This window comes from Methylobacterium sp. 1030 (assembly GCF_040544715.1).
Taxonomy (GTDB): domain Bacteria; phylum Pseudomonadota; class Alphaproteobacteria; order Rhizobiales; family Beijerinckiaceae; genus Methylobacterium.
The window spans coordinates 283,713-296,280 of sequence record NZ_JBEPKM010000006.1 but is presented as its reverse complement, the minus strand read 5'-3'; the positions used below and the strand labels follow the sequence as shown (position 1 = coordinate 296,280).

Genomic DNA, 12,568 nt, shown 5'->3' with positions numbered 1-12,568 from the left:
GCGGGACACCAGCCGATGATCGAACTCCATTACTGGCCGACGCCGAACGGCCATAAGATCACGATGTTTCTCGAAGAAGCGGGCGTTCCTTACCACATTCATCCCGTCAATATTGGCAAGGGTGAGCAGTTCAACCCGGATTTCCTCAAGATCGCGCCCAACAATAGGATGCCGGCGATCGTCGACGACGAGCCGGCGGGCGGCGGCGCGCCGGTCACGCTGTTCGAGTCGGGGGCGATCCTGCTCTACCTCGCCGAGAAGACCGGGCGCTTCATCCCGGGTGACCCGCGCGGCCGGGCCGAGGTGCTGCAATGGCTGTTCTGGCAGATGGGCGGCCTCGGCCCGATGCTCGGCCAGAACCACCACTTCTCGCAGTACGCGCCCGAGAAGATCGACTACGCGATCAAGCGCTACGTCAACGAGACCAACCGGCTCTACGGCGTCCTCGACCGGCGGCTGGCCGACCGCGCCTTCGTCGCCGGGCCGGACTACTCCATCGCCGACATGGCCTGCTATCCCTGGATCGTGCCGTGGGAGAAGCAGGGGCAGAACCTCGACCAGCACCCGAACCTCAAGCGCTGGTTCACGGCGATCGCCGAGCGGCCCGCCACCAAGGCGGCCTATGCCCGCGCCCCGGAGGTCAATCCCGATTTCGGCAAGACCATGAGCGAGGATGCCAAGAAGGTGATGTTCGGCCAGACCGCCGCCAGCACCAAGCGCTGACCGGATCATGGTCGAGATCCCGCCCGCCCTGCCGCTGCAGGTGATCCACCGCGGCTGGAACACCTTCGGCATCGCCACGCTGACGCTGCAGGACGGCAGCACCGTGCGGCGGGCGCTGGAGGACCACGGGCAGGCGGCCTGCGTGCTGCCCTACGATCCCGAGCGGCGCGTGGCGCTGCTCGTCCGTCAGGCGCGGGTCGGGCCCGCCTTCTGGGGTGAGTCGGCCGAGTTCGACGAAGCCCCGGCGGGCGGCCTCGACGGGGGCGCCCCCGAGGCGACGGCGATCCGGGAGGCGATGGAGGAGGCGGGCGTCCAGCTGACCCGGCTGGAGCCGGTCGCCCACGCCTACAGCATGCCGAGCGTGTCCTCGGAGCGCCTCTGGCTCTACCTGGCACCCTACGCCGCGGCCGACCGGGTCGGCCCCGGCGGGGGTCTGCACGCGGAGGGCGAGCAGGTGGTGGCCGTGGAGATGCCGCTGGCCGCGCTGGCGGAACAGGCCCGGGCCGGCCGCCTGCCCGATCTCAAGACCCTGGTTCTCGTCCAGGCCCTGATGCTCCGAAGCCCCGAACTGTTCGCCGCATGACCCTCTCGCCCACCGCACCCGCGCCGGATGTCCTCGCGGCGATGCTCGCCTTCGCCGAGGAGGCGGCCCCGCTGGCCCTCGCCATGCGGGCGCGAGGCCTCGCGATGAGCAACAAGGGTCCGGATCTCGGCCAGGCGCTGACCGAGGCCGACCTCGCCGTCAGTCGGTTGATGCACGCGCGGTTCGGCCCCGACCTGATCGAGGAGGAGACCGCCGAGGATCTCGGACAGGCGGCGGCCCGGGCGCTGCTCGCCCGCGACGCCTGGACCTTCGTGGGCGACCCGATCGACGGGACCCGGCCCTTCGCGGGCGGCCTGTCGGGCTGGGGCGTGATGGTGGCGGCCTGCCGCGGTGGCTGGCCCCGGGCGTGCGTCATGAGCCTGCCGGCCTGGAACGAGGACCGCTCCGCACCGGCCGGGGGCGTACCGGCGGAAGCCACGGAGGGTCTCCTGCTGGCGGCGAGCGAGGGCCGCGCCTACTGGGCCCCGACCCGCGGCGGCCGCATGACGACGGCGCTGCGCCCGCTCGAGCGCCCGGAGCGCCGGACCGGCCATGTCGGCTGGCTGTCGGTGACGGCGCAGCGCTACACCCTGGATTACGGCCGCGGCTGGTTCCCCTGGAGCGAGGGCGGGGCGATCTCGGACGCCGCGCTCCTGGCCACCGGGCGCCTCGACGCGACCCTGAGCAACAACCGATTGTGGGACCTGGGCCCGATCCTCCCGCTGTTCGAGGCGCTGGGCTTCCGCCTGTTCCACTGGCCCGATCTCGGGGATCCGCCGGCGGACTTCGTGGACCTGTTCGACGCCGAGCTGTCGGCCCATGACGACCTCTGGCTGGTGTGCCGGGATCGCGCGCAGGCCGCCGATCTGGCGACGGCCATCCGCCCCGCCTAGGACAGGGCCCTGCCGGGCCGCGTCCGGGCCGCGTCCGGGCCGGGATGGCCGTCGATCGGGCGGTCCCGGATCGCGCGGGGATCCGGGACCGCTCTCAGAGCGCCGCGATCAGCGACCGGATCCGCGCCTGCGACGCCCTGAGCCCGTCCTCGGCCTGGGTCCGGGCGGCATCGAGCTTCGCCAGCTCGTCCTCCTGGGCACCCATGCGGCTGAGATAGCGGCGCGCCAGCTCGCTGTCCTTCGGAACGGCGCCGAGATTGCTGCGGATGCGCTCCTGCTCCGCCTGCACCTTCGCCGCGCGCTCGCCGATCTCCTCGACGGTCCGGGTCGCCGCGGCGACCTCGGCGCGGGCCTGGGAGAGGGTCTTGAGCTTGCCGCCCAGCTCCGGGTCGGTCGCCAGGGAGGCCCACCGGACGAGCAGCGCCTCGTCGGCGTCGACGAGGTCGTAGGCGTCGATCCGGACGCGCTCGAGCACGGCCCGGGTCTCGGCCGTCCCGCCGGCGGGAACCGCGACCTTGAGGCGATAGGCCGTGGGGGTCTCGCCGTCGCGAGCGGACGCGGTGAGGGTCCAGCCATCCCGTCGGGGATGCTCGATGATCACGGAGCGGGCGGCGTCCGGCGCACCCTTGATCGTGTAGGTCGTGACCTCCCGGGCGATCACCGTCGCGCGCGCCACGCCGTCGACCACGGTGATCTTGGTCAGGGCGTCGCTCGGCGCGGTCTCCGCCTGGACGGCGACCTTGCGGTCGAGGGCGAAGCTGGCGAGCCGCTGCTCGCCGACGGGCGTCGCGGGCAGACGGGCGTCCCCCAGGTAGCCGGCCTTGCGGTCGTAGAGGGTGATGAGGCCCGCCGGCAGGGTCGCGCCGGCGCTGTTGCGGATCCGGAGGGCCGCGATCGGGTGAACCCCCTGGCCTGGCTTCCAGAGGGCGACCCGCTCGGCCTCGATCTCGGTATCGAGGAACGGCACCGACAGCGTGCCGCCGGCGCGCAGATCGACCGGATGCGGCAGCGTGAAGTTCGCCGCGACATCCCCCTCGCTGGCGGCGGCGCCCGCGGTGGCGGCCGCGGCGTCGTAGCTCGGTTCCGCGGCCTCCATGCGGCTGTCGCGGGTGTCCATCCGCGCCATCGGGGCCGGAAGAGGCGCGGCGGCGGGGGCCGGGGCGCGCAGGCGCGCGACCGACTTCGACGCGACCGTGCCCGGGTCGAGGTCCGGCATGCCGACATCCTCGACCATTACCGGCGCCTCCGGTCTCTTGCGCCAGTAGCGCTTGTGCAGGCGCTGGAGGAGCGCCACCGGCGACCCGGACGAGAGGGTGACGTCGACGCCCGTCCAGTCGGCGCCGAGGGCGTTCTCGATGATGGCCCAGGCCTGCAGGTTCGCGCGCCCGCCGCCGCCATCGACGATGCGGTAGCTCGTCTTCCAGACGGGCGCGGCGACGACGTAGGTCAACCGGACCTCGCGCTGGCCCTGCCCGGAGACGGCGATCTCGACCCGGTGGGCGTCGCCGACCTTGGTCTTCCCGGCCGCCGCGATAGCCTCGGCGATCTTGGCCGCCATGGCCGGGTCGAGGATCGTCACGGAGGCGCCGTCCTCGATCGGCACGGATTCGAGCGTGCCGGTCGCGGTCAGGACGGTCAGGATCGAGACGTCGCCGGTCCCGGTCCCGGCATTCCGCTCGGAGACGCCGAGCACCCGCCCTTCGAGCGTGCGCCCGCCGCTCTGGACCCGGATCGGGACGCCCTGCAGCTTGCCCACGAGGCGGGTCGGCGCGGACAGGTCGTCCGCGGTGAACGGCATCGTCCGCAGGGTCTCGTCGGCCTGATCCACCCCGTCCAGGCGCAGGGCGCCGACGGTTCCGACGGGATCGCGCACGACGAGGCTCTTGAGAATGTCGTCGACCTGCTCGGGCCGGACGCTGAGCCCGATCGTCCCGTCGCCGTCGACGGCATGGACCAGGGTCACTTCGGCCAGGCCGCCGCTCGACAAGGTCACCGCGCGGATGCCGTCGGGCGCTGCCATCAGGGGCGATGCGGCTGCAATCATGGACACGAGGACTCCGGCTAAGGTCAGATGCGATCGGATCAATTCGTCTGGCTCCAGTCAGGGCGCGCCCGCCGCACGCGGTCCCACCCTGGCCGACCGCGCGCCGTCCGGCAAAGGCTTCGTGACGCGCGCGGGCGTGAACCGATCGCGGGCGCCCCTCCCGTGCTGTCCGCGCCGGGGCGCGCCGGGTCGCGGCGCCGATGCGGCGGGATGGGAACGGCGGCGCGATGGGGGAAGGCTGCGGTCCGCGGATGCACCCTACCGTGTCCGGCCGAATGTCCTGCCGTTCCAGACGGCGATCGCGCCGCACGGATCCTGCCCGGATCGTCCGCACGTCGCCCCGGTCATATCGACGATGACCGCCGGGCGGCCTCCCACCGTGCGGAATCGGAGGTCGTGGGCGACGGCGTCGAAGGCGTCCACGAACCCGTCCGTCGTCGAGGCGAAGACCTGCATCTCGCAGCCCGCGGTGCCGCACGCGGCGGACCCGTCATCGCCGCATTGGACGGCCGCGAAATCCAGGATGAAGTCCGGTACAGCGTCGCCGTTCACGTCCTGGCGGGTGATGAAGCCCGGCTTGAGCGTGGCCGGCTCGGACCCGCAGGACGCCTCGGCCCGCGCGGCCGACGCCGCGACCGGCGGCGGGAGATCGTCCGCCGCGGCGGTGAGCGGGACGGCGGGCGGGAGGGCGAGAGCCAGGGCGGCGAGGGCGCGACGCATGCGGCCAGGATCCTCAGGCCCGTCCGCCCTGTCCAGCGCACTAGCTCATCGCGGCCCCGATGGAGGCTACGCCCCGGGCCTTCCTCCGACCCAGGCGCGCAGCGCGTTCGCGCCGTCCGGACGGATGGTGACCGCGACGCTGGGGGCACGGTCGACAGCGGGAATGAGGGCGCCGCTCGACAGGGCGACGTCACCGGCGAGGGCGCCGAAGCCGTATCGGACATCCGCGCATCCAGCGAGGGTGGGCGACCGGTCCTGTGCTCGCCCGGCGCTTCCCGGAGCGTCGACCCGGGGAGCGACCGCCTGCCTGCGGCGCCGGAAAGCCAGACAACCTCTACTCGGCGCAGGCGAAGCGCGTCCCGTCCCACAGGAAGGTCGTGCGGCCCGGCCCCCTCCGGACCGAGCCGCAATTCCATCCCTCGTCGTTCGCCGAAGCCGCCGGCCGGCCATTCAGCGCGCGAAACCGGAGGTCGTGCGCGTAGATGTCCAGCACCAGGACGAACCCGTTCTTCGAGGATGCGAGGACGATCTTCGGGCATCCCATGAGGCCGCACTGGGAGACTTCTTCGTCGCCGCATCGGAGGCCGCCGACGTTGAGGATGAAGTCCGGCACCCCGTCACCGTTCACGTCCTGCCGGTCGATGACGAACGGATCGATCCTCGCCGGCGCGGATCCGCAGGCGGCCTCGACCTCGGCGATGGCCGCAGCCACCGGCGGCGGGAGATCGTCCGCCGCTGCGGCGAGCGGCACGGCGACGAGAAGGGCGGCGACGGCAGGGCGCATGGCGCCAGGATTCGGGTACCCGTCCGCTCTGTCCAGCGCACTAGCTCATCGCGGCATCGACGGTCGATGCGGCGCGCCCGTCCTCCCGCGGGGGCCGCCTCGTGAGGGCCCGTGTCCGAGAGGCGCGACGGACCGGGCGGCGCACCGAGTGCCGGTGCGCCGCCCCTCGACCGTCCGGCCGATCAGTTCAGCGTCGCGTTGACCGGGCGGCGCTCGGCCCCGACCGTCACGTCGCCGATCATCAGGCCCATTGGGCCGAGGCGGACCGGCACCGTCTCGCCGTCATGGACCTTGCCGGAGAGCACCAGCTCGGCCAGCGGATCCTGGACGTTCTTCTGGATCACCCGCTTCAGCGGCCGCGCCCCGTAGGCCGGGTCGTAGCCCTTGTCGGCGAGCCAGTTCTTGGCCTCCTCGTCGACCTCCAGGGTGATCTTGCGATCGTCCAGGAGCTTCTGCAGGCGCCTGAGCTGGATCTCGACGATCGCGCCCATCTCCGACCGCGCGAGGCGGTGGAACAGGATGATCTCGTCGACCCGGTTCAGGAATTCCGGCCGGAAGTGGCCCCGGACCACGCCCATCACCTCCTCGCGGACCGCGTCGGTGTCCTGGCCCGCGGGCTGGTTCACCAGATACTCGGCCCCGAGATTCGAGGTCATGATCAGCAGCGTGTTGCGGAAGTCGACCGTCCGCCCCTGGCCGTCGGTGAGCCGCCCGTCGTCGAGAACCTGCAGCAGGACGTTGAACACGTCCGGGTGCGCCTTCTCGACCTCGTCGAACAGCACGACCTGGTAAGGCCGGCGCCGCACGGCCTCGGTGAGGGCGCCGCCCTCCTCGTAGCCGACGTAGCCCGGAGGCGCGCCGATCAGCCGGGCGACCGCGTGCTTCTCCATGTACTCGGACATGTCGATGCGCACGAGCGCCGTGTCGTCGTCGAACAGGAAGCCGGCGAGCGCCTTGGTCAGCTCGGTCTTGCCGACGCCGGTCGGGCCCAGGAACATGAACGAGCCGATCGGCCGGTTCGGGTCCTGAAGCCCGGCGCGGGCGCGCCGGACCGCGGTCGAGACCGCCTCCACCGCCTCGCGCTGGCCGACGACGCGCTTGGACAGCGCCTCCTCCATGGCCAGGAGCTTCTCCCGCTCGCCCTCCAGCATCTTGTCGACCGGCACGCCGGTCCAGCGGGAGACGACCCCGGCGACGTGGGCGGGCGTGACCGCCTCCTCCATCATCGCGTCGCGGCCGTTCTCGGCCTTCGCCTCGATCTCGGCGAGCTGCTTCTCCAGGCCCGGGATCACCCCGTAGGCGAGCTCGCCGGCGCGCTGGTACTGGCCCTGGCGCTGCGCAGCGGCGAGGTCGTTGCGGGCCTCGTCGAGCTTCTTCTTGAGGCCTGCGGCCGTCCCGAGCTTGTCCTTCTCGGCCTTCCACCGGGCGGTGATCGCCGCCGAGCGCTCCTCCAGGTCGCCGAGTTCCTTCTCCAGCCGGACCAGCCGGTCGCGGGAGGCGGAATCGGTCTCCTTCTTCAGCGCCTCGCCCTCGATCTTCAGCCGGACGATCTCGCGGTCGATGTTGTCGAGCTCCTCGGGCTTCGAATCGACCTGCATGCGCAGGCGCGAGCCGGCCTCGTCCACGAGGTCGATCGCCTTGTCGGGCAGGAACCGGTCGGTGATGTAGCGGTTCGACAGCGTCGCGGCCGCGACCAGGGCCGAATCCTGGATGCGCACGCCGTGGTGCTGCTCGTACTTCTCCTTCAGGCCGCGCAGGATCGAGACCGTATCCTCCACGGTCGGCTCCGACACGAAGACCGGCTGGAAGCGCCGGGCGAGCGCCGCGTCCTTCTCGACGTGCTTGCGGTACTCGTCGAGCGTGGTCGCGCCGACGCAGTGCAGCTCGCCGCGGGCGAGGGCGGGCTTCAGGAGGTTGGAGGCGTCCATGGCCCCGTCCGCCTTCCCGGCGCCGACCAGCGTGTGCATCTCGTCGATGAACAGGATGATGCCGCCCTCGGCCGCCGTGACCTCGGAGAGCACGCCCTTCAGCCGCTCCTCGAACTCGCCGCGATACTTCGCGCCGGCGATCAGCGCGCCCATGTCGAGGGCGAGGAGGCTCTTGTCCCGCAGGGACTCGGGCACGTCGCCGTTGACGATGCGCAGGGCCAGACCCTCGACGATCGCGGTCTTGCCGACGCCGGGCTCGCCGATCAGCACCGGGTTGTTCTTGGTGCGCCGGGACAGGACCTGGATAGTCCGCCGGATCTCCTCGTCGCGGCCGATCACCGGGTCGAGCTTGCCGTCCCGGGCGGCCTCGGTGAGGTCGCGGGCGTACTTCTTCAGCGCGTCGTAGGCGTTCTCAGCCGAGGCGTTGTCGGCGGTGCGACCCTTGCGCAGCGCGTTGATCGCGGCGTTGAGCGAGGCCGGGGTGACGCCCGCCGCCTGGAGCGCGCGGCCGGCCTCGGAATCCTTCTCCACCGCGAGGGCGAGGAGCAGCCTCTCCACCGTCACGTAGGAATCGCCCGCCTTCTCGGCGGCCTTCTCGGCGGTGTCGAACAGGCGCATCAGCTCGCGCGTCGCCTGCGGGGCGGCCGCGTTGCCGGAGACCTTCGGCTGCTTGGCGAGCCACTGCTCAGTCTGTGCGAGCGCCACGCGCGACTGGCCGCCCGCGCGGTCGATCAGGCCGGCGCAGAGGCCTTCCGGATCGTCGAGCAACACCTTGAGCAGGTGGCCCGGCTGAAGCTGGGGATGTCCCTCGCGCATCGCGAGGTTCTGAGCCGCCTGCACGAAGCCGCGGGCGCGCTCGGTGTACTTCTCGAAGTTCATGCACAACCCTCCCGTACCGGCATCCGCCGCCCGATGAGAGGCGCGGCGCCACCGAAACGTCGCCCTCCGGCTATCCGCCGCGCGAGGGCCCCGGCGCCGTGGTGGCCGCCGGTAGACCCGATGTGGTGTTGCAATTGAGCACCACAAGGGGCCGCGAAGCTCTTGCGCGCCGGATCATTTCAGGGCCACGCTCCGCGCATGACCGCATTGATTCATGTCAGCGCCCTGTATCGCTACCCGGTGAAGGGCCTGAGCCCCGAACCCGTCGAGCGGGCGGAGCTCGAGACCAGCGGCCACTTCCCGGGCGACCGGCTCTACGCCATCGAGAACGGTCCGTCGGGCTTCAACGCGGTTGCGCCCCGCCACCAGCCCAAGACCAAGTACCTGATGCTCATGCGCGACGAGGCGCTCGCCCGCCTGCGCACCCGCTACGACGATGCCACGGCGACGCTGACCGTGGAGGGGTACGGCGACCCGCAGGCCTTCCGGCTCGACACCGAGGCGGGTCGCGAGGGCCTCGCGGAGCTGATGCGGCGCTACGTCCCCGAGAGCCTCCGGGGCGAGCCGAAGGTCCTCGCCGCGCCGCCGCAGTACCGGTTCACCGACTCCCCGACCGGCTACGTGTCGCTCATCAACCGGGCGAGCGTGGCCGCGGTGGAGGACTACCTCGGCGCGCCCGTGGACCCGCTGCGCTTCCGCGGCAATCTGCTGGTCGAGGGGCTCGAACCCTTCGCCGAACTGGAGATGGTCGGGCAGGTGGTCGAGGCGCCGAGCGGGTTGCGGCTCAAGATCACCAAGCGGACCGTGCGCTGCGCCGCCACCAACGTCGACCCGGTCAGTGGCGTGCGCGACTGCGACATCCCCTGGACCCTCGACGCACGCCTCGGGCACCGCGACCTCGGCGTCTACGCGGAGGTGATCGCCGGCGGGCCGCTGGCGCGGGGCGACGCGCTGCGCGTGGTGGGGTGACGCGCGACGGGTGATCCCAGCGCTGCCGTCGTTGCGAGAGCAGCGAAGCGAGCGAGGCAGCGCCACGCTGACACGCCGCGCGCCGCCCTGGGTCACTTCGCTGCGCTCGCGATCACGGGTGAGCGCGGCCAGAGAGACGTCGTGTCAGAGCCGCGACACGTAGGCCGCGAGATCCTTGATATCCGCCTCGCTCAGGCCCTGCGCGACTTCGTTCATGGCGGGATCGTAGCCGGGCCGGGCGTTCGACTTGTAGCCGGCGAGCGCCTTGGCGAGATACTCCTCCCGCTGCGCCCGGATCCGCGGGATCGCATCCCGGCCCGCGAGGTCCGGCCCGTGGCAGGAATTGCACTGGTGCTTGGTGACCAGCGCCTGCGCGCGCGCCGCCAGGGCCGCGTCGGCCTGTGGCCCGGACCAGGCGGGCGGCGGCAGCGTCGCCACCGCGTCGGCGTAGGCGCGCAGGTCGTCGTCGGAGAATCCGGCAGCGACCTCGTTCATCGGCGGCGCCTCCCGCTGCTTCTCCCGGAACTGGAAGAGCTGCGTGACCACGTAGTCCGGGAGCTGCCCGCCGAGCGAGGGCACGCCCTCCGTCGCCGACGTGCCGGCCCCGTGGCAGCCGATGCAGGGGGCGAGGCGCTCCTGCATCGCCGCGTCCGGGGCGGCGAGCGCCGCGCCCGCCAGCAGCAGCCCGCCGAGGGCGGGGACCAGCCCGCGGGCTGCCCGGGTGGGGCGGCGCATCACCGGCCGTAGCTGACGCGGTAGATCGCGCCGTTGTAGTCGTCGGAGACGAGCAGCGATCCGTCCTTGGCGACCAGCACGTCGACGGGCCGGCCGACATACTTGTTGTCCTGGAGGAAGCCGGTCAGGAACGGCTCAACCGCGGCGGTCTTGCCGTCCGGTCCGGGCTTGGCCACGACCACGTCGCCGCCGAGCTTGGTCGTGCGGTTCCACGAGCCGTGCCGGGCGACGAACATCGCGTCGCGGTAAGCCTCCGGGAACTGCGTGCCGGTGTAGAACCGCAGGCCGAGGGAGGCCGTGTGCGGGCCGAGGAGCGCCGCCGGCGCGGTGAATTCCGAGCAGGCATGGCCCCAGCCGTATTCCGGATCCGTGAACGTGCCCTGGTGGCAGTACGGATAGCCGAAATGCTGCTTGCCCGGCTCCGTGAGCACGTTCAGCTCGTCGTTCGGGATGTCCTCGGAGACCCAGTCGCGGCCGTTATCGGTGAACCAGAGCTGCTTGGTCTTCGGGTTCCAGTCGAACCCGACGGTGTTGCGCACGCCGCGGGCGACCACTTCGGCGTTCTTGCCGTCGAGGTCCATGCGCCGGATCTGCGCGTGCGTGTCCGGCGGCATCACGATGTTGCCCGGCGCGCCGACCGGGACGTAGAGCTTGTTGTCCGGGCCGATGGCGATGAACTTCCAGCCGTGGGCCTCGTCCTTCGGCAGGTCGTCGTAGACCAGGGTCGGCTTCGCCGCACCGTCGAGGTGGTTGGCGATGTCGTCGTAGCGCCAGATCTTCGAGAGTTCGGCCACGTAGAGGGCACCGTCGTGGTACGCGACGCCGTTCGGCCGGTGCAGGCCCGTCGCGATGGTCTTAACCGCGCGCTTCCCGTCACCGTCCGGGTTCGGCAGCACCGCGTAGACCTTCCCCACCGTCCGGGTGCCCACGTACAGCGTGCCGTCCGGCGCCTGGGTCATCTCGCGGGCGTTGGCGAGGCCGCTGGCGTAGACCTCGATCTTGAAACCCTCCGGGACCTTCAGCTTGTCGAGCGGCAGCTTGGCGGCCGCGGTCGCCAGAGGCGGTCCGGCCACCGGCGCGAGCTTGGCCGCGGCGCCGCCCTCGGGCCGGCCGTAGAGCGCCGAGCCGCGATCGACCTGGACGCTGGGCGGCGGGGCGGCGGTCGCGGGCGTCTCCTGCGCGACGACCGGGCCGGATCCCATCAGGCCGAGACTGAGTCCGGCGAGGGCGGCGGCGAGGCCGCGGGTCAGGATCGGCTGGTTGATCGGCGTCATGATGTCTCCCGGTGGCGGCGGCCTCGCGGACCGCCCGCTCGCTCTGCACTCTTTATTCAACGGTCCGCCGGGGAGTGTGACCGGCCCGGGCGGCAGGGAGGCGACACTCCGCGGCCGCCGTAACGTCGGCCGGGATTCGGTGCGCCGCCGCGTCCTCCGGGGCCATCTTCGGCTGTCGCGTCGGCTCACCTTGCGTTTTGGGCAATGATCTCCGAAAACGCCCCCCGTCCGGGAAGCTTAGGCTTGGCCGGGGCTGCCGGCCGTCCGCTGGAGCCCGGCCGACGCGGCGTTCCGATCCGGTTCGAGGACACGTATCGATGATCGATTACGCGCAGGCGCGGCGGATGATGGTCGACTGCCAGTTGCGGACCTTCGACGTGAACGACAACACGGTGCTCGACGCGTTCGACACCGTGCCGCGCGAGGCCTTCGTGCCGAAGGGCCGCGAGCCCTTCGCGTATATCGACCAGACCCTGAACCTCGGCGAGGCCGGCGGCGAAACTCGCTGCATGCCGGCCCCGATGGTCGTGGCCCGGATGATCCAGGCCCTGCGGGTCCGGCCGGGCGTCGCCGCCCTCGACGTCGCCACCGGTTACGGCTACGCCGCCGCCGTCATGGCGGAGCTCGGCGCGCGGGTCACGGCGCTGGAATCGGTGCCCGATCTCGCCGCGGCGGCGCGCACCCGGCTCGGCGCCTCCGCCCAGGTGATCGAAGGCCCGATCGCCGACGGTGCGCCCAAGCAGGGCCCCTTCGACGTCATCCTGATCAACGGCCGGGTCGAGGTCCGGCCGCAGGCGCTGCTGAACCAGCTCAAGGACGACGGTCGCCTGGTCTGCGTGTTCGGTCCGCACCGCAACGCCAAGGTCACGCTCTTCGTGCGCGCCGGCGACGCGTTCGGCGCTCGGCCGCTGTTCGACGCGTCGCTGCCCGGTCTCGAGGCCTTCGCGGCGGAGGCGGGCTTCGCGTTCTGACAGCGCGCGCCGGATCGCGTCCGCCCCCCGTCGGCGCGGGCGGATCCGTGACGGCGCCGCAGGCC

The 12,568-nt window shown here is 72.0% G+C and carries 11 protein-coding genes; 5 read left to right on the top strand and 6 right to left on the bottom strand.

Annotated elements, in window-relative coordinates; genetic code table 11:
- The first annotated feature begins 15 nt into the window (after nucleotides 1-15).
- Genes ABIC30_RS11100 through ABIC30_RS11090 form a run of 3 tightly spaced genes read left to right on the top strand, consistent with a single transcriptional unit; the run spans nucleotide 16 to nucleotide 2,199 of the window.
- Nucleotides 16-723, top strand: coding sequence for a glutathione S-transferase N-terminal domain-containing protein (locus ABIC30_RS11100; RefSeq protein ID WP_020090613.1), 708 nt, complete (start codon nucleotides 16-18; stop codon nucleotides 721-723).
- A gap of 7 nt (nucleotides 724-730) precedes the next feature.
- Entirely contained in the window at nucleotides 731-1,306 is a 576-nt protein-coding gene (locus ABIC30_RS11095; RefSeq protein ID WP_354454942.1) for an NUDIX domain-containing protein, read from the top strand.
- Nucleotides 1,303-2,199, top strand: coding sequence for an inositol monophosphatase family protein (locus ABIC30_RS11090; protein WP_026604536.1), 897 nt, complete (start codon nucleotides 1,303-1,305; stop codon nucleotides 2,197-2,199). Before ABIC30_RS11095 ends, ABIC30_RS11090 begins: the two co-directional genes overlap by 4 nt.
- A gap of 94 nt (nucleotides 2,200-2,293) precedes the next feature.
- On the opposite strand, the gene ABIC30_RS11085 is transcribed toward ABIC30_RS11090, so the two are convergent.
- From ABIC30_RS11085 to clpB, 4 genes are all read right to left on the bottom strand, one after another.
- Nucleotides 2,294-4,243, bottom strand: a complete 1,950-nt coding sequence (locus ABIC30_RS11085) for a DUF4139 domain-containing protein (protein WP_042671285.1) — start codon at nucleotides 4,241-4,243, stop codon at nucleotides 2,294-2,296.
- 258 nt (nucleotides 4,244-4,501) lie between these two features.
- Nucleotides 4,502-4,963 (bottom strand): hypothetical protein, encoded by a 462-nt coding sequence (locus tag ABIC30_RS11080; RefSeq protein WP_020090610.1) that lies wholly within the window; start codon nucleotides 4,961-4,963, stop codon nucleotides 4,502-4,504.
- A gap of 334 nt (nucleotides 4,964-5,297) precedes the next feature.
- Nucleotides 5,298-5,747: a hypothetical protein gene (locus tag ABIC30_RS11075; protein WP_020090609.1), complete on the bottom strand. Its 450-nt coding sequence runs from the start codon at nucleotides 5,745-5,747 to the stop codon at nucleotides 5,298-5,300.
- Between the two features lie 182 nt (nucleotides 5,748-5,929).
- Nucleotides 5,930-8,554, bottom strand: coding sequence for an ATP-dependent chaperone ClpB (gene clpB / locus ABIC30_RS11070; RefSeq protein WP_020090608.1), 2,625 nt, complete (start codon nucleotides 8,552-8,554; stop codon nucleotides 5,930-5,932).
- A 198-nt stretch (nucleotides 8,555-8,752) separates the two neighbouring features.
- On the opposite strand from clpB, the gene ABIC30_RS11065 reads away from it, so the two are divergent.
- Complete coding sequence (locus ABIC30_RS11065; RefSeq protein WP_042671271.1) at nucleotides 8,753-9,523, top strand: MOSC domain-containing protein; 771 nt, start codon at nucleotides 8,753-8,755, stop codon at nucleotides 9,521-9,523.
- A gap of 144 nt (nucleotides 9,524-9,667) precedes the next feature.
- On the opposite strand, the gene ABIC30_RS11060 is transcribed toward ABIC30_RS11065, so the two are convergent.
- Both ABIC30_RS11060 and ABIC30_RS11055 read right to left on the bottom strand, forming a co-directional pair.
- Nucleotides 9,668-10,258 (bottom strand): c-type cytochrome, encoded by a 591-nt coding sequence (locus ABIC30_RS11060; protein WP_234082073.1) that lies wholly within the window; start codon nucleotides 10,256-10,258, stop codon nucleotides 9,668-9,670.
- On the bottom strand, nucleotides 10,258-11,532 hold the full coding sequence (locus ABIC30_RS11055; RefSeq protein ID WP_187299647.1) for a PQQ-dependent sugar dehydrogenase: 1,275 nt from the start codon (nucleotides 11,530-11,532) through the stop codon (nucleotides 10,258-10,260). Before ABIC30_RS11055 ends, ABIC30_RS11060 begins: the two co-directional genes overlap by 1 nt.
- A gap of 317 nt (nucleotides 11,533-11,849) precedes the next feature.
- Between ABIC30_RS11055 and ABIC30_RS11050 the strand changes: the two genes are divergently transcribed.
- The gene (locus tag ABIC30_RS11050; RefSeq protein ID WP_020090604.1) at nucleotides 11,850-12,503 is read left to right on the top strand and encodes a protein-L-isoaspartate O-methyltransferase family protein; all 654 of its coding nucleotides are present in this window, start codon (nucleotides 11,850-11,852) and stop codon (nucleotides 12,501-12,503) included.
- Nucleotides 12,504-12,568 lie beyond the last annotated feature (65 nt).

Bases quoted from the DNA above. Each gene is read 5' to 3' on its own strand.
- ABIC30_RS11100 (WP_020090613.1), top strand. From the start codon at position 16: ATGATCGAACTCCATTACTGGCCGACGCCGAACGGCCATAAGATCACG.
- ABIC30_RS11095 (WP_354454942.1), top strand. From the start codon at position 731: ATGGTCGAGATCCCGCCCGCCCTGCCGCTGCAGGTGATCCACCGCGGC.
- ABIC30_RS11090 (WP_026604536.1), top strand. From the start codon at position 1,303: ATGACCCTCTCGCCCACCGCACCCGCGCCGGATGTCCTCGCGGCGATG.
- ABIC30_RS11085 (WP_042671285.1), bottom strand. From the start codon at position 4,243: ATGATTGCAGCCGCATCGCCCCTGATGGCAGCGCCCGACGGCATCCGC.
- ABIC30_RS11080 (WP_020090610.1), bottom strand. From the start codon at position 4,963: ATGCGTCGCGCCCTCGCCGCCCTGGCTCTCGCCCTCCCGCCCGCCGTC.
- ABIC30_RS11075 (WP_020090609.1), bottom strand. From the start codon at position 5,747: ATGCGCCCTGCCGTCGCCGCCCTTCTCGTCGCCGTGCCGCTCGCCGCA.
- clpB (WP_020090608.1), bottom strand. From the start codon at position 8,554: ATGAACTTCGAGAAGTACACCGAGCGCGCCCGCGGCTTCGTGCAGGCG.
- ABIC30_RS11065 (WP_042671271.1), top strand. From the start codon at position 8,753: ATGACCGCATTGATTCATGTCAGCGCCCTGTATCGCTACCCGGTGAAG.
- ABIC30_RS11060 (WP_234082073.1), bottom strand. From the start codon at position 10,258: ATGCGCCGCCCCACCCGGGCAGCCCGCGGGCTGGTCCCCGCCCTCGGC.
- ABIC30_RS11055 (WP_187299647.1), bottom strand. From the start codon at position 11,532: ATGACGCCGATCAACCAGCCGATCCTGACCCGCGGCCTCGCCGCCGCC.
- ABIC30_RS11050 (WP_020090604.1), top strand. From the start codon at position 11,850: ATGATCGATTACGCGCAGGCGCGGCGGATGATGGTCGACTGCCAGTTG.